This is a genomic window from Streptomyces sp. BRA346, assembly GCF_052851135.1.
Map to the genome: position 1 here is coordinate 72,370 of NZ_JAIWIH010000008.1, position 18,292 is coordinate 90,661.

Annotated in this window: 16 protein-coding genes; 8 read left to right on the forward strand and 8 right to left on the reverse strand. The window is 72.6% G+C overall.

Annotated elements, in window-relative coordinates:
- Positions 1-7: 7 nt before the first annotated feature.
- From LCH29_RS13340 to LCH29_RS13355, 4 genes are all read right to left on the reverse strand, one after another.
- Positions 8-742, reverse strand: coding sequence for a thioesterase II family protein (locus LCH29_RS13340; RefSeq protein WP_446461925.1), 735 nt, complete (start codon positions 740-742; stop codon positions 8-10).
- Between the two features lie 111 nt (positions 743-853).
- Entirely contained in the window at positions 854-1,825 is a 972-nt protein-coding gene (locus LCH29_RS13345) for a chlorinating enzyme (RefSeq protein WP_446461926.1), read from the reverse strand.
- Positions 1,826-1,841: 16 nt separating this feature from the next.
- Positions 1,842-2,105 carry a phosphopantetheine-binding protein gene (locus LCH29_RS13350; protein ID WP_446461927.1) on the reverse strand — a complete coding sequence of 88 codons (264 nt, stop codon included), beginning with the start codon at positions 2,103-2,105 and terminating at the stop codon, positions 1,842-1,844.
- Positions 2,102-3,673, reverse strand: coding sequence for an amino acid adenylation domain-containing protein (locus tag LCH29_RS13355; RefSeq protein WP_446461928.1), 1,572 nt, complete (start codon positions 3,671-3,673; stop codon positions 2,102-2,104). The genes LCH29_RS13350 and LCH29_RS13355 overlap by 4 nt, the downstream gene beginning before the upstream one ends.
- 407 nt (positions 3,674-4,080) lie before the next feature.
- Here LCH29_RS13355 and LCH29_RS13360 point away from each other — a divergent pair, with 407 nt between their 5' ends.
- From LCH29_RS13360 to LCH29_RS13390, 7 genes are all read left to right on the forward strand, one after another.
- Positions 4,081-5,076, forward strand: coding sequence for a DMT family transporter (locus LCH29_RS13360; protein WP_446461929.1), 996 nt, complete (start codon positions 4,081-4,083; stop codon positions 5,074-5,076).
- A 302-nt stretch (positions 5,077-5,378) separates the two neighbouring features.
- On the forward strand, positions 5,379-5,681 hold the full coding sequence (locus LCH29_RS13365) for a response regulator transcription factor (RefSeq protein ID WP_446461930.1): 303 nt from the start codon (positions 5,379-5,381) through the stop codon (positions 5,679-5,681).
- A 260-nt stretch (positions 5,682-5,941) separates the two neighbouring features.
- Entirely contained in the window at positions 5,942-7,327 is a 1,386-nt protein-coding gene (locus LCH29_RS13370) for an MFS transporter (protein WP_446461931.1), read from the forward strand.
- Positions 7,320-9,479: a molybdopterin oxidoreductase family protein gene (locus LCH29_RS13375; RefSeq protein ID WP_446461932.1), complete on the forward strand. Its 2,160-nt coding sequence runs from the start codon at positions 7,320-7,322 to the stop codon at positions 9,477-9,479. Before LCH29_RS13370 ends, LCH29_RS13375 begins: the two co-directional genes overlap by 8 nt.
- Positions 9,476-10,888: an FAD-dependent oxidoreductase gene (locus tag LCH29_RS13380; protein WP_446461933.1), complete on the forward strand. Its 1,413-nt coding sequence runs from the start codon at positions 9,476-9,478 to the stop codon at positions 10,886-10,888. The genes LCH29_RS13375 and LCH29_RS13380 overlap by 4 nt, the downstream gene beginning before the upstream one ends.
- Positions 10,885-12,144, forward strand: a complete 1,260-nt coding sequence (locus tag LCH29_RS13385; RefSeq protein ID WP_446461934.1) for an NAD(P)/FAD-dependent oxidoreductase — start codon at positions 10,885-10,887, stop codon at positions 12,142-12,144. The genes LCH29_RS13380 and LCH29_RS13385 overlap by 4 nt, the downstream gene beginning before the upstream one ends.
- Entirely contained in the window at positions 12,135-12,680 is a 546-nt protein-coding gene (locus LCH29_RS13390) for a nitroreductase family protein (protein WP_446461935.1), read from the forward strand. Before LCH29_RS13385 ends, LCH29_RS13390 begins: the two co-directional genes overlap by 10 nt.
- Positions 12,681-12,844: 164 nt before the next feature.
- On the opposite strand, the gene LCH29_RS13395 is transcribed toward LCH29_RS13390, so the two are convergent.
- The 4 genes from LCH29_RS13395 to LCH29_RS13410 all read right to left on the reverse strand — a co-directional run bounded on the left by LCH29_RS13395 (position 12,845) and on the right by LCH29_RS13410 (position 16,550).
- Positions 12,845-13,798: a hypothetical protein gene (locus tag LCH29_RS13395; protein ID WP_446461936.1), complete on the reverse strand. Its 954-nt coding sequence runs from the start codon at positions 13,796-13,798 to the stop codon at positions 12,845-12,847.
- A 92-nt stretch (positions 13,799-13,890) separates the two neighbouring features.
- The gene (locus LCH29_RS13400) at positions 13,891-14,082 is read right to left on the reverse strand and encodes a CstA-like transporter-associated (seleno)protein (RefSeq protein WP_446461937.1); all 192 of its coding nucleotides are present in this window, start codon (positions 14,080-14,082) and stop codon (positions 13,891-13,893) included.
- The gene (locus LCH29_RS13405; protein ID WP_446461938.1) at positions 14,079-16,250 is read right to left on the reverse strand and encodes a carbon starvation CstA family protein; all 2,172 of its coding nucleotides are present in this window, start codon (positions 16,248-16,250) and stop codon (positions 14,079-14,081) included. Before LCH29_RS13405 ends, LCH29_RS13400 begins: the two co-directional genes overlap by 4 nt.
- Before the next feature lie 75 nt (positions 16,251-16,325).
- Positions 16,326-16,550 carry a DUF3311 domain-containing protein gene (locus LCH29_RS13410; protein WP_446461939.1) on the reverse strand — a complete coding sequence of 75 codons (225 nt, stop codon included), beginning with the start codon at positions 16,548-16,550 and terminating at the stop codon, positions 16,326-16,328.
- A 168-nt stretch (positions 16,551-16,718) separates the two neighbouring features.
- Between LCH29_RS13410 and LCH29_RS13415 the strand changes: the two genes are divergently transcribed.
- Positions 16,719-18,281, forward strand: coding sequence for a sodium:solute symporter family protein (locus tag LCH29_RS13415; RefSeq protein WP_446461940.1), 1,563 nt, complete (start codon positions 16,719-16,721; stop codon positions 18,279-18,281).
- Positions 18,282-18,292: the final 11 nt, after the last annotated feature.

The window sequence follows — 18,292 nt, forward strand, 5'->3', positions numbered from 1 at the left end:
GGCCCCGTCAAGGAGTCCGGTCGGCCGGTCCCAGCAGCGTACGGGTGATGGTCCCGGCCAACGCGGCCGCCTGGGCGGGCCGTTCGAGGTAGAAGTGGTCGCCGGGGAGGCGGGGCGTGACGGACGTCCGCCCGGTGGTGCTGTGCCGCCAGCTGTCCAGCTGGGCGTCGGTGAACACGTCGTCGGTGCCGCAGCACACCACGAGGTCGGCGCTCACGACGGTGGCGGTCCGGCGCTTGCGCAGGAACGAGTCGCCGAGCGAGAAGTCGGCGCGCAGCAGGGCCGCGGTGCGCTCCCGCAGCACGGGGTGTTCGCGGATCTGCGGGGAGATGGTGCCGCCGGACTTCTCGGCGATCGCGAAGATCTCCTCGTCGGTGGTGAGCAACGGCGAGCCCTCACATGGCAGTTCGGCGCTCACCGGGCCCGCGTTGGCGGAGGCGAAGAGGGTGGAGCAGCGCGGTCCGCCGGTCTCCGCCAGCCGCGCCGCCAGGCAGAGGCCGAGGTACGCGCCCACGCTGTGGCCGAAGATCGCGATCTCGTCCGGCTGCCCGGCGACCGCCCGCAGCAGGTCGTCGACGGCGTCCTCGATGGTGGTGACGGGCGCCTCGCGCCACCGCTTGCCGCGCCCGGGCAGCTCCAGCGGCAGCGGCTGGATGCCGTCCGGCAGGGCCTCGGCGAGCCGGTCGAAGACGGCGGCGGAGCCGCCCGCGTGGTGCAGCATGATCAGGGGGCGGGGCGTCATACGAACCTCCTGCGGACCGTCGCGGCGAGGCACCGCGGGAAGGGCGGAAAGGGCGGGAAGGGGGCACGGCGGGGCGGCCCGGGGCCGCCCCGCCGTGGCGCCGGAACGAGGTCAGCCGGCCGGGTGGCCGGGGACCTGGCGCGGCACGAACTCGTAGCCGCGCTGGCTCGTGCGGGCCATCCGGTTGTGGCCGTACTCGTCGACGCCGGAGGCGAGGACCGCGCCGTACTTCTCGAGGTTGATGCCGTCGCCGTACTCGGTCAGGTTCTCGGTGCCGGGGTAGACCTGCACCTGGGTGGGCACGTAGCGGGCGGCGAAGCCCATGCGGTAGTCCGTCTTGCTGCCGGTGTGCGGCAGCGAGGCGTGCATGGTGTTCGACCAGAAGATGACGGCCTCGCCCGGCTTGAGGACCATCGGGTACGCCTGCGACTCGTCCGGCTTCCAGTTGGGGTCCTTCTGGAGGGACCGGTAGTCGTAGCCGAAGAAGCCGCGCTTGATGCCGTCCTTCTCGCGCTGGTTGATGGCGTCCGCGTCGTAGTCCATGCCCTTGGACTCGTCGTAGTTCATCGACGTGTGGGTGCCCGGCATGAGCTGGAGGCAGCCGTTCTGCTCGGTGGAGTGGGTGAACGCGGTCCACACCGTGATGGTGCCGATGAAGGCGGGGCGGCCCTCGTCGGACGGCCAGATGATCTGCGGCTTGCCGGTCGCGTGGGCGAACGTGGCCGCCTGGTGCCAGTCGGTGCCCTCGTCGCCCTGGTACTTGGGGAAGAACTCGCTGCGCCAGCACAGCAGGTTGGGACCGATGAGGGAGGCCACGCGGTCGACGATCTCGGGCCGCATGATGTGCTCGGCCAGCAGGTCGATGTCGAGGTGGCGGTCGTAGTTGGAGATGTTGGCCTTGCCGTTGCTGTCCGGGTAGATGGCCAGGGAGCGGTCGAGGAGCTGGCGCCGGATGGTGTTCCAGCGGCGGGTCATCTCCTCGGGCTCGAAGACCTTGACCGGGCCGATGTAGCCGTCCCGCTCGAACCGGGCCACCTCTTCGGGGCTGAAGGTGAAGTTGGCCTTCTCGCTCACAGTGGTCATGGGGATTCTCCTTCTCCTACTTGGCGGTCCGGGCGCGGGTGACGGCGTCGGCGATGGCCTCGCCGATGCTGCGCTCGAAGAGGATCTGCATGTCCAGGTCGACGCCGAGGTCCTTCTTGACCCGCTCGCTCAGCTCCAGGGCCAGGACGGAGTGGCCGCCGAGGTCGAGGAAGTTGTCCTGGGCGGACAGGTCGGACTCCTCCAGCAGCTCACCCACCCAGGCGACGGCCAGGTTGTCGGGGTGCGCGGTCTGCGCCTCGGTGATCTGTTGTCCCGTCATGAACGTGCCACCTCTTCCTCCCAGGACCGGGCGACGGCCGCCCGGTCGACTTTTCCGTTGACGGTGCGGGGCAGCCCCGGCAGCCGCAGATAGCGGGCCGGGTGCATATAGGCCGGCAACAGGGTCTTGATGTGGTCCCGCAGCTCCCGTGCGGTGGTCGTCGCGCTCCCCTCACGGGCCACGTAGGCGCAGACCAGCCGGAGGTCGCCGGGTTTGAACTCGCGCACCGTGACGACCGCGTCGACGACGTCGTCGTGGCGGCGCACGGCGGTCTCGATGTCGCTCAGCTCGATGCGGTAGCCGCGCAGTTTGACCTGGAGGTCGGCGCGGCCCTCGTACGCGAACCGGCCGTCCGGCAGCTCGCTGACCAGGTCTCCGGAGCGGTAGTAGCGGACGGATTCGCCGGTCGCGCCGTCGGTCACCACCGGGAACTTCTCCGCGGTCAGCTCCGGCCGGCTCAGATAGCCCTCGGCCAACTGTGCCCCGGCCAGCCACAGTTCACCGGTCCCGCCCGGGGCCACGTCCCGGCCGTCGTCGCCGACGACCCGGGTGCGGAACGACGGCAGCGCGCGCCCGATGACCGAGGCGTCCTGCGTCAGATACGCCTCGCCGATCTCCTCGAAGGTCGTGAACACCGTGGTCTCGGTGATCCCGTAGCCGTTGACCAGCCGCGGCCGGTCAAGACCGAACGCCTTGGCCCAGGGCCGCAGCATGGGCGCGGTGAGCTTCTCGCCGCCGAAGATGACGTAGCGCAGCCCCGAGACGTCCCGGCCGTCGCGCACCGCCGCCTCGGTGAGCGCGAGGAAGGCGGTGGGCGTCTGGTTGATGACGGTGACGCCCCGGTCGATGATGACCGACAGATACTGCTCGGGCGTGCGCGCCGCCCAGTGCGGCAGCACCACCAGCTCCGCGCCGGTGGAGAACGGCCCCCAGATCTCCCACACCGAGAAGTCGAACGACAGCGAGTGGAACAGCAGCCAGCGGTCGTCCGCCGTGAAGTCGAACACCGAGGGCGCGCCGGTGAGCAGGGCCAGCACATTGGCGTGGCGCACCGGCACGCCCTTCGGATTGCCGGTGGTCCCGGAGGTGTAGATGACGTACGCCGTGTCGTCGGCGCCCGGGCGCACCGCGTCCCCGGCGTGCGTCACGGGCTCCGGCCGCGCGTCCCGGACGTCCGCGACGGCCGCGGTGCGGACCACCCTGGTGACCGCGCACCCCTCGTAGGGCTCGCCGATCAGCGCGCTCGCCCCGCTGTCGGCGAGGATGAAGTCGCTCCGGGAGACCGGGTTGCGCAGGTCCACCGGGACGTACGCGGCAGCGCACTTGAGGATGGCCAGGATCGCGACGATCGCCTCGGCCCCCGGCGTCATGCGCAGAGCCACCCGGTCCCCGGGCCGTACCCCCTCGGCGAGCAGGATCCGGGCCACCGCGTCCGACCAGGCGTCGAGCCGCCGGTAGGTGACGCGGTCGTCCTCGGCGGACAGCGCCGTCCGCTCCGGCGCCGTCGCGGCGACGTCCCGGAAGAGGCTCACGAGATCGGAATTCCGCGCGATGGGGTCCGATGTCATGGATTGCAGCAGCATTTCGGGAAACCCTTCTTGCGGCCGTCGGAAATGACAGAAGACATTGCGCAGCGCACCGCGTGGGGCCGTGCCCGCCACGAGTGTTCGCGATGGCCCGGGGTCCGACCGGGACGCGATTCACTATCACCGCGGGGTCGTGAGGGCCTCAATTGAACCTTCGTACAGGCGGGTTCCGGTGCCGTCGGCGAGGCGGGGCGCACGGGCCCTTCACCGGCCCGTTACGCTGTGGCCCGACCACCACAGATGACGGGACGTCACCTGCATGGGCCCGCCCCTGCGCGCACCGGGGCGCTCGGCCACTTCAGCATCACCCGCACCAGCGGCAACGCATCAGCGGCAACCGCACCGGCACCGACGCACCGGCACCACGTACCAGGCAAAGGGGGAAGCGCATGTCGCAGAAGCAGCAAAGGCCCGGAGGGGGCACCAATCCCTATCTCTTACTGACGACCACGATGGTCTTATGGGGCAGTGGCTTCAGCAGTTCCAAGGTGGTCGTCGACCATCTGCCGCACGCCGTGGCGGCGCTGCTCCGCTTCGGCGGCGGGGCGGTGGTCCTGCTCATCGCGCTGCGCTTCGTCCCCTCCCAGCACGCCACGTCCGGGCGCGACGTGGGGCGCGCGGCCGGGGCGGGGGTGCTCGGCGTCTTCCTGTACAACCTGCTGTTCTTCTGGGGGCTTTCGCTGGCCCCCGCGATGGACAGCACCACGATCATCCCCGTCATGAGCCCCGTGCTGACGACCGGATTCCTGCTGGTCACTCGCAAGGAGCGGGCGTCGGCCGGACGGGTCGCCGGGCTGGCGCTGGGGCTGACCGGGGCCGTGATCTTCCTGATCGGCGCGCGGACCGACGCGGGCGCTGGCGGCGACCGGTTCCTCGGCGATGTGCTGTTCCTGCTGAGCGCGGCCTGCTGGGCGGCGTTCACCCTGCTCGGCCCCCGCGTGCTCGCCGGCATCGAACCGCTCCGGGCCACGGCGTACGCGATGACCTGCGGCGCCATCCTGCTGGGCCTCTACAGCGTGCCCTCCGCGATGGACGCGGACTGGGGCGCGGTGTCCGCCACCACCTGGATCAACGCGGTGTTCGTGGCGATCGGGCCGACGGCCGTGGCGAACCTCTTCTACTACCGGGGCGTCGGGGCGGTGGGCCCGGCCTCCGCCTCGATCATGATGTTCATGGTGCCCGCGGTCGGCACCCTGTGTTCCTACCTCTTCCTGGGCGAGACCTTCGGCGCGGTCCAGGCCATCGGCGCGGTCGTCCTGCTGGCCGGCGCGGTGCTGGCGGTCACCCGGGGCCGGGTGCGGCCGAAGGCCGGGGAAGCGGCCGAGGCGGTGGCCGCGGCGGGCGCGGAGGACCGCGAGCGCGGCTCCGCCGAGCGGCGCGGCTGACCGGCTCACTTGACCGGAAATCGAGTGAATCTAGCATGATCGATCGTCCGCGCCTCGATCGATAATGCGCCATTGCGGGCCGCCGGTGATGCCGTCTCAGAGAGCAAGACGATTCCGCATCGCTCGCCACCACAGATCCGCAGGTGGACGACGGCATCCGGCGGCCTGCACGAACGGGAAGTGAAGCTCGTCACACAGCTCTGACATCGGCCTCTTCCGTATACTGCCCGGGCCCATAAGGCTGACGTGAATTCACCTATTACCCGGACCCCGCGACCCGCGATCCCGGGAGAGGGAGATACATGGCCACACAGGGAAGCCTGATCGGTTTAGCCAACAGGAAAGTTGCACTGGCCCCCAACTCTCGCCGGACCTGGCAGGAAGAGCTGGACCGGGTGCCCTCGCTTTCGAATCGCGAATTCGATGTGTTCCGCTTGCTCGGCGACGGGGAGTCCAATCGGTCCATAGCGTCGCGGCTTGCCGTGACCGAACGCACGGTCAAAGCACATGTGGCGCAGATCCTGACAAAGCTGCATGTGGAGTCCCGGCTGCAAGCGGGACTCGTCTCGTATGCCTGGATTGAATCACTGCGCACGACCATGTGACGGGTACCCCCCTCCCCCAAGATCCGGCCGGCCTCTGCTGCCCCGCGTGAGGCCGGCCCGTCCGTGTGTACCAAGGTTCAATTGAGCCCGCTTTCGGCCTCCCGGCACCCTGGATATGCCTCTGGAGCTTCCACATCCCGTGGAGGAATCCGGCATCAGCATTCTCGTGCCACACCAAGCACCACCTTCAACACCATCACCATCACCACCACTGATGACTGTGACCGTGTTTCAGATGCGAGTGGAGGCCGAGGCAACTCATGGGCAAGGCTCGGGCCGGTTCCGGCCACTGGATACATCACTGGAACCCCGAGGACCGGGAGTTCTGGAAACGCGAGGGCAGCCGCGTCGCACGGCGCAATCTGGTGCTGTCCGTCGCGACCGAACACCTCGGCTTCTCGGTGTGGAGCCTGTGGTCGGTCCTGGTCCTCTTCATGTCCCCCGCGACCGGATTCACCTTCGACGCCGGGGAGAAGTTCCTGCTGGTCGTCGTCCCCACGCTGGCCGGGGCGGCGCTCCGGCTGCCCTACCGCTACGCCGTGACCCGCTTCGGCGGCCGCGACTGGACGGTGTTCGCCACCGCCTCGCTGCTGCTCCCCATCGCGCTCGCGGTCTGGGTGATCCAGTGGCCGGACGCCCCGCTGTGGGTGTTCCTGCTCGCCGGGGCGACGGCAGGGCTCGGCGGCGGCAACTTCGCCTCGTCGATGACCAACATCAGCGGCATCTTCCCCCGCCGCCACCAGGGCCGGGCGCTGGGCCTCAACGCGGGCGGCGGCAATCTGGGCGTGGCCGTGGTGCAGCTGCTCGGGCTGTTGGTGGCGGCCACCGCGGGGCTCGGCCACCCCGAGTACCTGGCCGCCGGATATCTGCCGCCGGCCGCCCTGCTGGCGGTGCTCGCCGCCCGGCGGATGGACAACTTCACCGCCGTACGGGCCCGTCCCGGGGCGCTGCGCGAGGCCCTGGGCAGCCGCCACACCTGGTGGATGTCGCTGCTGTACGTCGGCACCTTCGGCTCGTTCATCGGCTACGGCTTCGCGTTCGGCCTGGTGCTCCAGTACGAGTTCGGCGCGAGCGCGCTGGAGGCCGTCTCCTACACCTTCCTCGGCCCGCTGCTCGGCTCGCTGTTCCGGCCGCTCGGCGGGTGGCTTGCCGACCGGTGGGGCGGCGCGCGGGTGACCCTCGTGGACCTCGCCGCCATGGCCGCCGGAACCGGGGTGCTGCTGCTGGCCTCCGCACACCACTCGTTCACCCTGTTCGTGGCCGCCTTCTGTGTGCTCTTCGTGCTGTCGGGGATCGGCAACGGCTCGGCGTACACCATGATTCCGGCGGTGTTCGCGCAGGACGCGGAGAAGGCCGTCACCGCGGGCGAGGACGCACGCCCCGCCTTCGCCCGGGCCCGTGAGCTGTCCGGCGCGGTCATCGGCGTGACGGGCGCGATCGGCACGCTCGGCGGCGTCGCCGTCAACCTGGCCTTCCGCGCCTGCTACGACGGCCCCGGCGGCACCGGTGACGCCGCGTTCACCGCCTTCCTCGGCTACTACGCGGTCTGCGCGGTGGTGACCTGGGCGGTCTATCTGCGCGGCGCGCCCGGCGGCGGACCCGGAACCGGCAATTCCGCCCGGCGTCCGGAGGTCTCCCATGTCTGAATCCCGCTCCCCCGCGCCCCCTGCCAGACCCGCGGGCCCCGCCGCGCCGTCCGGCGTCTCCTCCGCGCCGTCCGCGCCGTCCGTGGCGACCCACTGCCCGTACTGCGCCCTCCAGTGCGGCACCCGGCTGGGCCGCGAGGACGGCACGGTGGTCGTGCGGCCCTCCGACTTCCCTGTCAACCGGGGCGGGCTGTGCCAGAAGGGGTGGACCGCCCCCGCCCTCCTCGACACCCCGGTACGGCTCCACAACCCGCTGATCCGCGACCCGCGCGGAGCGCTGGAACCGGTCGGCTGGCACCAGGCGCTGGACACCGTCGCGGACCGGCTGCGCCGGATCCGGGACGCCCACGGCCCGGACGCGGTGGCGGTGTTCGGCGGCGGCGGGCTGACCAACGAAAAGGCGTATATGCTGGGCAAGTTCGCCCGGGTGGCGCTGGGCACCAGCCGCATCGACTACAACGGCCGGTTCTGCATGTCCTCCGCGGCGGCCGCCGGGAACGCCGCCTTCGGCATCGACCGCGGGCTGCCGTTCCCCGTGGGCGACCTCGACGACGCCGAGGTGATCCTGCTGGCCGGGGCGAACCCGGCCGAGACCATGCCGCCGCTGATGCGCCACCTGACGGGCGCGCGGCTCATCGTCATCGATCCGCGCCGCACCCGGACCGCGGAGACCGCCGCCCTCCACCTCCAGCCGCAGCCCGGCACCGATCTGGCGCTCGCCCTCGGGCTGCTCCATCTCGCCGTCGCCGAGGGCCGGATGGACGAGGGCTATCTGCACCGGCGCACCGTCGGCTTCGACGCCGCGTGGCAGCGGGCGGTGGCCTGGTGGCCGGAGCGCGTCGAACGGGTCACCGGGGTGCCGGTGGCCGCCCAGCGCGAGGCGGTACGGATGCTCGGCGAGGCCCGGCGGGCGTACGTCCTCACCGGGCGCGGCGCCGAACAGCACAGCAAGGGCACCGACACCGTGGCGGCCTTCATCAACCTGGCGCTCGCCCTGGGGCTCCCCGGCCGGGCGGGCAGCGGCTACGGCTGCCTCACCGGACAGGGCAATGGGCAGGGCGGCCGGGAGCTGGGCCAGAAGGCCGACCAGCTGCCCGGCTATCGGTCGATCGCCGACCCCGGTGCGCGCGCCGACGTGGCCGCCGTCTGGGGCGTGGCGCCGCAGGAGCTGCCCGGCCCGGGGCCGAGCGCCTACGAGCTGCTGGACTCCCTCGGCCGACCCGGCGGACCGCGCGCGCTGCTGGTGTTCGGCTCCAACCCGGTCGTGTCCGCACCGCGCGCCGCGCGGATCACCGAGCGGCTGGCCGCGCTGGACCTGCTGGTGGTGGCCGACTTCATGCCCTCCGAGACGGCGCTGCTGGCCGATGTGGTGCTGCCGGTGACGCAGTGGGCCGAGGAAGAGGGCACCATGACCAATCTGGAGGGCCGGGTGCTGCGCCGCCGCCGGCTCTCCGGGCCGCCGCCGGGCGTACGGAGCGACCTGGACGTGCTGCGCGGTCTTGCGATCCGGCTCGGTCAGCCGCCGGAACGTTTCCCTGCCGCACCGCACCAGGTGTTCGAGGAGCTGCGCCGCACCACCCGGGGCGGCCGGGCCGACTACTCCGGCATCAGCTACGAACGCCTCGACGCCGGTGAGGCCCTGCACTGGCCCTGCCCCGCCACGCCTCCCGGGCAGCCGCCGCACCCCGGCACGCCCCGGCTGTTCCTCGACCGCTTCGCCCACCCCGACGGCCGGGCCCGGTTCCGCGCGGTGGACCACCGCGACGCCGCCGAACTCCCCGACGACCGCTTCCCCCTGTACGCCACGACCGGCCGGGCGCTGGCGCACTACCAGTCCGGCGCCCAGACCCGCGAGGTGCCCGAACTGCTGGCGGCCGAGCCCGAGTCGTACCTCGAAGTCCACCCGGACACCGCCGAACGGGCCGGGCTCGCCGACGGCGAGCTGGCGCGGATCAGCTCGGCCCGCGGCACGGCCGTGGCCCGGGTGCGGCTGGTGCCGACCCTGCGCGCCGACACCGTCTTCCTGCCGTTCCACTTCACCGCGGACGGCCGGGCCAACCTCATCACCAGTACCGCCCTCGATCCGGAGAGCCACATGCCCGAGTTCAAGGTCTGCGCGGTCCGCATCGAACCCTGGACGGCCACGGCATGAGCGCCGTCGTCGTCGTGGGCAACGGCATCGCCGCCCACCGCCTCGTGGACCGGCTGCACCACCACGGCCACCAGGGCACCGTCACCGTCCTGGGCGCGGAGCCGGTGGCCGCGTACAACCGGGTGCTGCTCCCCTCGGTGCTGGACGGCACGCTCCCGGCCCGCGCCCTGGCCCTGCCCGCCCCGCCCGGCGGCACCGTGGTGCGGCTGGGCACCCGGGTCACCGGCATCGACCGGGAACGCCGCCTGGTGCACGCGTCGGACGGCACCAGCCACCCGTACGACCACCTGGTGCTCGCGACCGGCGCCCGGCCCCGGATACCCGCCGTCCCCGGCCTGCTGACGGAAGCCGGCCGGCTCGCCGACGGCGTCACCCCGCTGCGTACCCTCGCCGACTCCCGGCGCGTCACCGGCGGTCAGGTGACGGTGGTCGGCGCCGGGGTGCTCGGGGTCGAGACGGCGCTCGCGCTGCGGCGCGGCGGCACCCGCGTCACCCTGGTGCATCCGCGCCCGTACCCGATGAACCGCCAGCTCGACGCCGCGGCAGGGGCGCTCCTCGCCCGCGGACTTCGCGACCGCGGCATACGGCTGGAGCTGTCCCGGCAGGCGGCCGCGTACGCCCCCGGCTCCCTCACCCTCGACCGCGGCCAGGCCATCGGCACCGACACCGTGGTGGTGTGCGCCGGTGTCCGGCCGGACGCCCGGCTGGCCCGCGCCGCCGGACTCGCCGTCCGCACCGGCGTCGTGGTCGACGCCGCCCTGACCACCGACGATCCCCACGTCCACGCCATCGGCGACTGCGCCGAGGAGGGCGGCACGGTCCCCGGGCTCGCCACCACCGCCTGGCACCACGCGGACCGGCTCGCGGCGATCCTCTGCGGCGGCCGCACCCGGCCCGCGACCTGCGCGTCCGTGACCCGGCTGAAGGCGCCCGGGCTGGACGTCGCGGCGTACGGCCCGCCGGGACCGGCCGACGAGGTCGAGGAGACGGTGACGCTCCAGGACCCCGCCCGCGGCGGCTACGCCCGGCTGGAACTGCGCGACCAACGGCTCCTCGGCGCCGTCCTGGTCGGCTACCCGCAGGCCATCGCCGCCCTCGGCGCCCTCGGCGACCAGGGGCTGCCGGTGCCCTCGGACCGGCTGGCGTTCCTGCTCGGCATCCCCGCCGGGCGCGGCGGACCGGTGGAACTGCCGGACGACGCGGTCGTCTGCCACTGCAACAACGTCACCAAGCGCACCCTGGCCGACAGCTGGCGCGGCGGCGCCCGCGACGCGGCCGCGCTCGCCGCCACCACCCGCGCCACCACCGGCTGCGGCTCGTGCGCGGGCGCGGTCCGCGACCTGTGCGCCGCCCTGCATGCCGCCGCCGGGCCGCGGCCCGAACCGGCGGTGGCGGAGGCGCTCCGGTGACCGGCACCCTCGTCGTCGTCGGCCACGGCATGGTCGGCCACTGGCTGGTGGAACGCATCCGGGACCGGGACCGGGACGACCGGTGGCGCATCGTCGTCCTCGCCGAGGAACCACGGCCCGCCTACGACCGGATCTCCCTCTCCTCCCACCTGGAGGGCGGGGAGGGCGGGGACGCCGGGGCGCTCGACCTGACCGGCCCGGACCTCCTCGACGACCCTATGGCCGACCTCCGGCTGAGCACCACCGCCGTCGCCGTCGACCGCCGCGCCCGCACCGTCACCAGCGCGGACGGCACCGTCACGGGCTACGACGCGCTGGTCCTCGCCACCGGCTCCCGGCCCTTCGTCCCGCCGATCGCGGGACGCGACCTGCCGGGCTGCTTCCGCTACCGGACCGTCGAGGACATCGAGGCCATCCGGGCCGCGGCCGTCCCCGGCCGGGCGGGCGTCGTCATCGGCGGCGGGCTCCTCGGCCTCGAAGCGGCCAACGCGCTGCGGCTGCTGGGCATGCGGTCCCACGTGGTGGAGACGGCCCCGCACCTGCTGCCGCTCCAGATCGACGCCGGGGCCGGACAGGTCCTCGCCGACCTCATCGGCAAGCTCGGCGTCCAGCCCCACTGCGGGACCATCACCCGGTCCGTCGACCCCGGCCCCGACGGGCGGGTCTGCGCGGTGACCCTCGACGACCGCACCCGGCTGGACGCGGCCCTGGTCGTCTTCGCCACCGGCGTACGGCCCCGCGACGACCTGGCCGAACCCTCCGGTCTGCCCCGCGGGCCGCGCGGCGGCATCCTCGTCGACGACCACTGCCGCACGGCCGACCCCCGGATCTGGGCGATCGGCGAATGCGCCGCCGTCGAAGGCCGCTGCTACGGGCTCGTCGCCCCCGGCTACCGCATGGCCGAATGCGTCGCCGCGCAGCTCCTGGGCCTCCCGGCGCGGCCCTTCGCGGGGGCCGACACCTCCACCCGGCTCAAACTGCTCGGCGTCGACGTCGCCAGCTTCGGCGACTGCCACGCCGAGACCCCCGGCGCCCTCGAATACATCCGCCACCACCACCGGGCGGGCAGCTACGCCAAGCTCGTCCTCGCCGACGACGCCCGCACCCTGCTCGGCGGCGTCCTGGCGGGCGACACCAGCGCCTACCCGCTCCTGCACTCCCTGATGGGCCGCGAAATGCCCGCAGGACCCGAACAGTTGCTGCTCGGCACGCCCCACCACGGGCCCCGCCAAGAAAGGGAACCAGCATGGACGTGATGACGGCCATCCTCACCCGCCGCAGCGAGCAGAAGCTCGCCGGTCCCGCACCCAGCCCCGAAGAGTTCCGCTACCTGCTCAAGGCGGCCTCATGCGCGCCCGACCACGGCATGCTGCGGCCCTGGCGATGGCTGCTGATCTCCGGAGACGCCCGGGACGCGCTCGCCGCCGCCCTGGCCGAGGACAACGGCAAGAGCGTCGAGGCGATGCGCGCCAAGACCCGGCGGGCGCCCCTGCTGGCCACGCTCGTGTTCTCCCCCGACCCCGTCTCCCCGGTGCCCGAATGGGAACAGATGGCCGCCGTCAGCGCCATGGCCACCTCGCTGATGCTGCTGCTCCACGCCCGCGGCTTCGGCAGTATCTGGCGGACCGGTGCCCAGCTCGATGCCGAACCGGTCCGCAAACTGCTCGACCTCGATCAAGCTGAACGCGCCCTGGGCTGGCTGTACATCGGCACCGTGGAGCCGGGCCGCCCGACCCGCCGCCGCCAGGCCCCGGACGTCGGCGACCGCCTGAAGATCTTCAGCACGGTGTAACGCCTGCCGACCGCCGCCGAAGGTGGCCCGGCCGGGTGCGAGACCGGGCCGTCCAGGCGGCCCGCCCGGACAGGGTGCCCGGCGGCACGTGGGGCTGCATCGCCGGGAGCTGATCGGCAGGCCCGGCAACAAGGAGACGGCTCCGGCCATGGCGTAGCCGTCCCTCATGTCCGGCGGCGGCCGGTCAGCCGGTCCCGCCAGTAGACGAACGTGCGTTCCGGCGCGGGCAGCAGGTCCCAGGGGTGGCGTGTCATGTGGCGGCCGATGCGTTGGAAGACGGGGGCGGCCGGCTCCGGAAGGTGCGCACGGGTCAGCGCGAAGGCGAGGATGTTGAGGTCGGTGACGACCTCGGCGTGGGACGCCTCGGCGGCGTGGAACCAGCCTGTCAGGGCCGCGTCGATCTCCTGGCCCGCACGGGGCTCGTTCCAGTTGCGGCCCGCGCCGAGGGCGGCAAGAGGCGACTCCCCCTGGCGGTGGGCGGTCAGCTCGATGCGGGCCGCCACGGGGAGCAGGGCCACCGGCGATCCCCGCGGGGCGCGGGCGGCGGCCTGCCGGGCGAAATCCATCATGTCGGGGACCGTCCCCCGCCCGCGCGGGGACAGGTAACGCAGCAGCCGGTGGTAGGCCGTCCGGTGCCACGGCGCGCGGTGAACGGCCTCGGTCCACACCGGCACGGCGTCCTCGACCGGCACGGCGCAGGAGTACATCAGGGACAGCAGCGCCAGCCACGGCACCGGGTCCTCGGGGCAGGCCCCGGCGGCGCGCAGGCATGTCTGTTCGGCGCGGCGCACGGCGGTGTGCCCCTCGGCCGGGGCCCGGATCGCCTCCACGAAAGCCCGCAGGACCAAGGCGTCCCCGTCGCCGGGCCGGTCGGCGGCCCACCGCTGCGAGACCGCGCCCGGCAGGTGCTGCGCCAGGACGCGGACCCGGTGGGCCCGGCGGTCCCAGTCGCGCCCCGAGGCACGCAGCAGGTCTGCCACCGGCTCCCAGAGGGGCCGGGTACGGCCCGCGCCGAGGCCGTGGAACTGCTGGGCGGGCCGGAGTTCGGTCAGGGTCGCGTGCAGGGGATCGTCGTCGAGTTCGGGACGGATCAGCAAGGAGGGGCGGCGTCTCAGCATCTCGGTCTCACCAGGGGCGGTCGGGTGGCGTCGGTGAGCGGGGCGGGCGTGCCGGCCGGGCCGGGGCGGCACGCCCGCCGCGGGGTCCCTGCTCAGCAGCAGCGGCCGGGGGACTCGCGCTCGCGCCGCAGGGTGCGCATCCGCTCGTACTCCCGGCGGGTCGGCACGGGGGCGTGCGGGTGCTGGCGGCGGTGCCGTGCGCGGTAGCGGTCGTACTCCGTCTCACCGGTCAGTTCCCGCGCGTACCAGAGGACGGTGCCGAGCGTCTTCCGGACGGCGTTCATGAGCCGGCTCCCACCAGCGGCTCGGAATCGCGCTGCTCCGGCACGTCGATACGGGACTCGACGTACGGTGCCTCCGACGTCGGCAGCGGCTCGGAGGCCGTCACCGCGCGGACGCACACCACCGCGCAGTTGACCAGGACCGTCAGGACCAGCAGCAGGAAGATCGCCATGATCACGCCGTCGACGGTGTTGTTGAGCACGATGGTGCGCATGTCGTCCATGCTCGTGGCGCCCGGCAGCAGCTTGCCGGTGTCGATGGCGTCCGCGTAGACGTCCCGGGCGGCGAAGAAGCCGATCTTCGGGTCGTCCGCGAAGATCTTCTGCCAGCCGGCGGTGAAGGTCACGGCCACGTCCCCGGCCAGCGGGATGCCGGTGACCCAGGCCCAGCGCAGTTTTCCCGCCTTGATCAGCATGGTGGTGGTGACGGCCAGGGCGACCGCGGCCAGCAGCTGGTTGGCGATGCCGAACAGCGGGAACAGTTGCTTGATGCCGCCCAGCGGATCGGTGACACCGGCGTAGAGGAAGTAGCCCCAGGCACCCACGACGAGGGCGCTGGTGATCCAGATGCCGGGCTTCCAGGTGACGCGGCCGATCGGCTTCCAGACGTTGCCGAGCATGTCCTGGAGCATGAAGCGGCCCACGCGGGTGCCCGCGTCCACCGTGGTCAGGATGAACAGGGCCTCGAACATGATCGCGAAGTGGTACCAGAATGCCTTCATCCCGGCGCCGCCGAACACTCCGGAGAAGATCTCCGACATGCCCACGGCCAACGTGGGCGCACCCCCGGAGCGACCGACCAGCGTCTGCTCCTCGACCGCTTTGGCCGCGGCGGTCAGCTGGTCCGGAGTGATGGTGAAGCCGAGGCCCTTCACCGCCGCCGACGCGCTCTCCACGGTCGGGCCGAGCAGCGCGGCCGGGGAGTTCATCGCGTAGTACAGGCCCGGTTCGAGGACACAGGCGGCGATCAGCGCCATGACGGCGACGAAGGACTCCGTGAGCATGGAGCCGTAGCCGATCAGCCGGACCTGGGACTCCTTCTGGATCAGCTTCGGGGTGGTTCCGGAGGAGACCAGGGCGTGGAAGCCGGACAGGGCGCCGCAGGCGATGGTGATGAACAGGAAGGGGAAGAGGCCCCCGGCGAAGACCGGCCCGGTGCCCGTCGAGGCGTACTCCGTCACCGGCTCGGCCTTGAGGCCCGGAGCGGCGATCACGACGCCGACGGCCATCAGGGCGATGGTCCCGACCTTCATGAAGGTCGACAGATAGTCACGCGGGGCCAGCAGCATCCACACGGGGAGCACGGAGGCGACGAAGCCGTAACCGACCAGACAGAAGACGAGCGTCTCGGGGCTCCAGACGAAGTACTCGGCGAGTGAGGAGTTCTGGATCCAGCCGCCGCCGAGGATGGCGAGCAGCAGCAGGGCCACGCCGATGAAGCTGGTCTCCACGACCCGGCCCGGCCGCAGACAGCGCAGGTAGAAGCCCATGAAGAGGGCGATGGGGATGGTCATGGTGACCGAGAAGGTGCCCCAGGCGGACTCCGCCAGCGCGTTGACGACGACCATCGCGAGGACCCCGAGAAGGATGATCATGATGGCGAAGACTCCGATCAACGCGGCAGCACCGCCCACCCTGCCGATCTCGTCACGGGCCATCTGGCCCAGGCTCTTGCCGTCCCGGCGCATGGACAGGAACAGGACCACCATGTCCTGGACCGCCCCGCCGAAGATCACGCCCGCGATGATCCAGATCGTCCCCGGCAGATAGCCCATCTGCGCCGCCAGCACCGGGCCGACCAGCGGGCCCGCGCCGGCGATGGCCGCGAAGTGGTGGCCGAAGAGAACCCGCTTGTCGGTGGGGTGGAAGTCGACGCCGTCCTCCAGCCGCTCGGCCGGAGTGGCACGGGTGTCGTCGACCTGGAGGACCCTGCGGGCGATGAACCGGGAGTAGAAGCGGTAGGCGATGGCATACGAACCGAGGGCGGCCATCACCAGCCAGACGGCCGAGATCTCCTCGCCGCGGGAGAGCGCGAGGACACCCCAGCCGACCGCACCCAGCAGGGCGACGGCGGCCCACAGGAGGATCGAGCGCGGACTCATCCGCGATCTCGCGGAGGGCGGGCCCTCCGGCGCCGGGCGACCGGATGCGGGCATGACTGATGTGGGCATGGCGGCTCCTCACCTGAACGGTGGTGGTGTCGGGGGGCGATGACGGGAGGTGCGGGAGGGCGCTGGTGCGCGGGCTCAGGGATCGTGACGACGGTCGTGCCTGGTCAGCACGTACGCGACGAGCAAGCACAGCCCGCATCCCGGCACCCAGGCCAGCTGGTACCAGTAGAAGAACGGCATCCCGGCCAGCCGCGGGCTCGCACCGGCGTACCAGGGGACCCACAGCAGCCCTGCCGCGGGCGCGAGAAGGAGCAGCAGGGCGGCGACGCGCCGTAGCCGGTGGTACCCGGTCCGTGCCATGAGCTGATCTCCTCTCCCGATCGCTGTCGGTCTGTGCAAGAGTTGCCCACCTGCCACGCCTGGTTGACAACGAATGTCCAGAACATTTCCCGTCAGTTTCCTGTCCTCCGGACCGGCCGGCCGCGCAACCAACAGGCGAGGGCCCAGGCACACCAAGGACGGTGACCCATGGCGGATGGCGCCATGACCACGACGTTCCTCGCCGTGATCGGCGGGGCGTCGCTGCTCGCCGTCACCGCGCGCCGTCTGCGCCCCACCGACCGGCTGCCCTCGCTGGAGGGCTGGGCGCTCGCCGACCGGAGTCTGGGCCCGGTGTGGACCTGGCTGCTGCTCGGCGGCACGATCTTCACCGCGTACACCTTCACCGCCGTCCCGGGTCTCGCGTACGGCAACGGCGCGCCTGCCTTCTTCGCGGTGCCGTACACGGTGATCGTCTGTCAGCTCGCCTTCGTGCTGCTGAGCCGGCTCTGGAAAGTGGCCCGCCGCCACGGGTACGTCACGGCGGCCGACTTCGTGCGCGGGCGGTACGGTTCGCCGCCGCTGGCGCTGGCGGTGGGGCTGACCGGGATCCTCGCGACGATGCCGTATCTGGCGTTGCAGCTGCTCGGCATACGCGCGGTGCTGACCGCCGGGGGCGTGTACCCGAGGGGCGCGGCCGGGGACCTGGTGATGGTGGCGCTGTTCGCGGGGCTCGCCGTCGCCACGTACCGGCACGGGCTGCGCGCGCCGACCGTGATCTCGGCGCTCAAGGCGGTGGCCGTGTTCGTGTCGCTGACCGCCGTGTGCTGGCTGGTCCTGGAGCGGCTCGGCGGGCCGGGCCCGGTCTTCGAGGGCGCGGCGCGGCGGCTCGGCGGGCCGGGCCCGGCCGACTCCGCGCTCCTGCTGTCACCCGAGCAGCAGCCCGCCTACGCCACGCTCGCCCTGGGGTCGGCGCTGGCCCTGCTGATGTACCCGCACGTCCTCACGGCCGCCTTCGCCGCGGACGGTCCGCGCACCCTGCGCAAGGCCACGGTGGCGCTGCCCGCCTGGACGGGGCTGCTCGCGCTCTTCGGCTTCCTCGGTATCGCGGCGCTGGCCACGGGTGTGCGGGCGCCCGCGGGCGGAGCCGAGGCCGCGGTGCCGATGCTGGTGGACCGGCTGATGCCGGGGCCGCTGGCCGGGCTGGTGTTCGGGGCCATCACCGTGGGCGCGCTGGTCCCGGCCGCCGTGATGTCGATCGCGGCCGCCACGAGCTTCGTGCGGAACGTGTACGTCGAGTACGTCCACCCGACGGCCACGCCCAAGCGGCAGGTGCGCATCGCCAAGGCGGTGTCGCTGACGGCGAAGGTGGGGGCTGTGGCGTTCGTGTTCGGGCTGCGCGACCAGGACGCCGTCAACCTCCAGCTCCTCGGCGGCGTGTGGATCCTACAGATCTTCCCCGCGGTCGCCGTGGGCCTCTTCACCGGGCGGCTGCATCCGCGGGCGCTGCTCGCCGGGTGGGCCGTGGGCATGGCGGGCGGAACGTTCCTGGTGGTGCGGGAGGGGTTCTCGTCGATCGTGCCGTTCGGCCCCGCCGACCAGCCGCTGGAGGTCTACGCGGGCCTGGCCGCCCTCGCCCTCAATCTGATCGTGGCCGTGGTGGGCACCGCGGCCCTCGAACGCCTCGGCGTCCCGCGTGGCGCCGACCTGACCGGCCTACCGTCCCGCCTGACCGTCAGGCGGCGCCCCGAGACGGGAGCGAACAACCCGTGAGACGCAGATCC

Excerpts from the sequence above, each read along its gene's own strand:
- LCH29_RS13340 (WP_446461925.1), bottom strand. The coding sequence starts at position 742 with ATGACGCCCCGCCCCCTGATCATGCTGCACCACGCGGGCGGCTCCGCC.
- LCH29_RS13345 (WP_446461926.1), bottom strand. The coding sequence starts at position 1,825 with ATGACCACTGTGAGCGAGAAGGCCAACTTCACCTTCAGCCCCGAAGAG.
- LCH29_RS13350 (WP_446461927.1), bottom strand. The coding sequence starts at position 2,105 with ATGACGGGACAACAGATCACCGAGGCGCAGACCGCGCACCCCGACAAC.
- LCH29_RS13355 (WP_446461928.1), bottom strand. The coding sequence starts at position 3,673 with ATGACATCGGACCCCATCGCGCGGAATTCCGATCTCGTGAGCCTCTTC.
- LCH29_RS13360 (WP_446461929.1), top strand. The coding sequence starts at position 4,081 with ATGTCGCAGAAGCAGCAAAGGCCCGGAGGGGGCACCAATCCCTATCTC.
- LCH29_RS13365 (WP_446461930.1), top strand. The coding sequence starts at position 5,379 with ATGGCCACACAGGGAAGCCTGATCGGTTTAGCCAACAGGAAAGTTGCA.
- LCH29_RS13370 (WP_446461931.1), top strand. The coding sequence starts at position 5,942 with ATGGGCAAGGCTCGGGCCGGTTCCGGCCACTGGATACATCACTGGAAC.
- LCH29_RS13375 (WP_446461932.1), top strand. The coding sequence starts at position 7,320 with ATGTCTGAATCCCGCTCCCCCGCGCCCCCTGCCAGACCCGCGGGCCCC.
- LCH29_RS13380 (WP_446461933.1), top strand. The coding sequence starts at position 9,476 with ATGAGCGCCGTCGTCGTCGTGGGCAACGGCATCGCCGCCCACCGCCTC.
- LCH29_RS13390 (WP_446461935.1), top strand. The coding sequence starts at position 12,135 with ATGGACGTGATGACGGCCATCCTCACCCGCCGCAGCGAGCAGAAGCTC.
- LCH29_RS13395 (WP_446461936.1), bottom strand. The coding sequence starts at position 13,798 with ATGCTGAGACGCCGCCCCTCCTTGCTGATCCGTCCCGAACTCGACGAC.
- LCH29_RS13400 (WP_446461937.1), bottom strand. The coding sequence starts at position 14,082 with ATGAACGCCGTCCGGAAGACGCTCGGCACCGTCCTCTGGTACGCGCGG.
- LCH29_RS13405 (WP_446461938.1), bottom strand. The coding sequence starts at position 16,250 with ATGCCCACATCAGTCATGCCCGCATCCGGTCGCCCGGCGCCGGAGGGC.
- LCH29_RS13410 (WP_446461939.1), bottom strand. The coding sequence starts at position 16,550 with ATGGCACGGACCGGGTACCACCGGCTACGGCGCGTCGCCGCCCTGCTG.
- LCH29_RS13415 (WP_446461940.1), top strand. The coding sequence starts at position 16,719 with ATGGCGGATGGCGCCATGACCACGACGTTCCTCGCCGTGATCGGCGGG.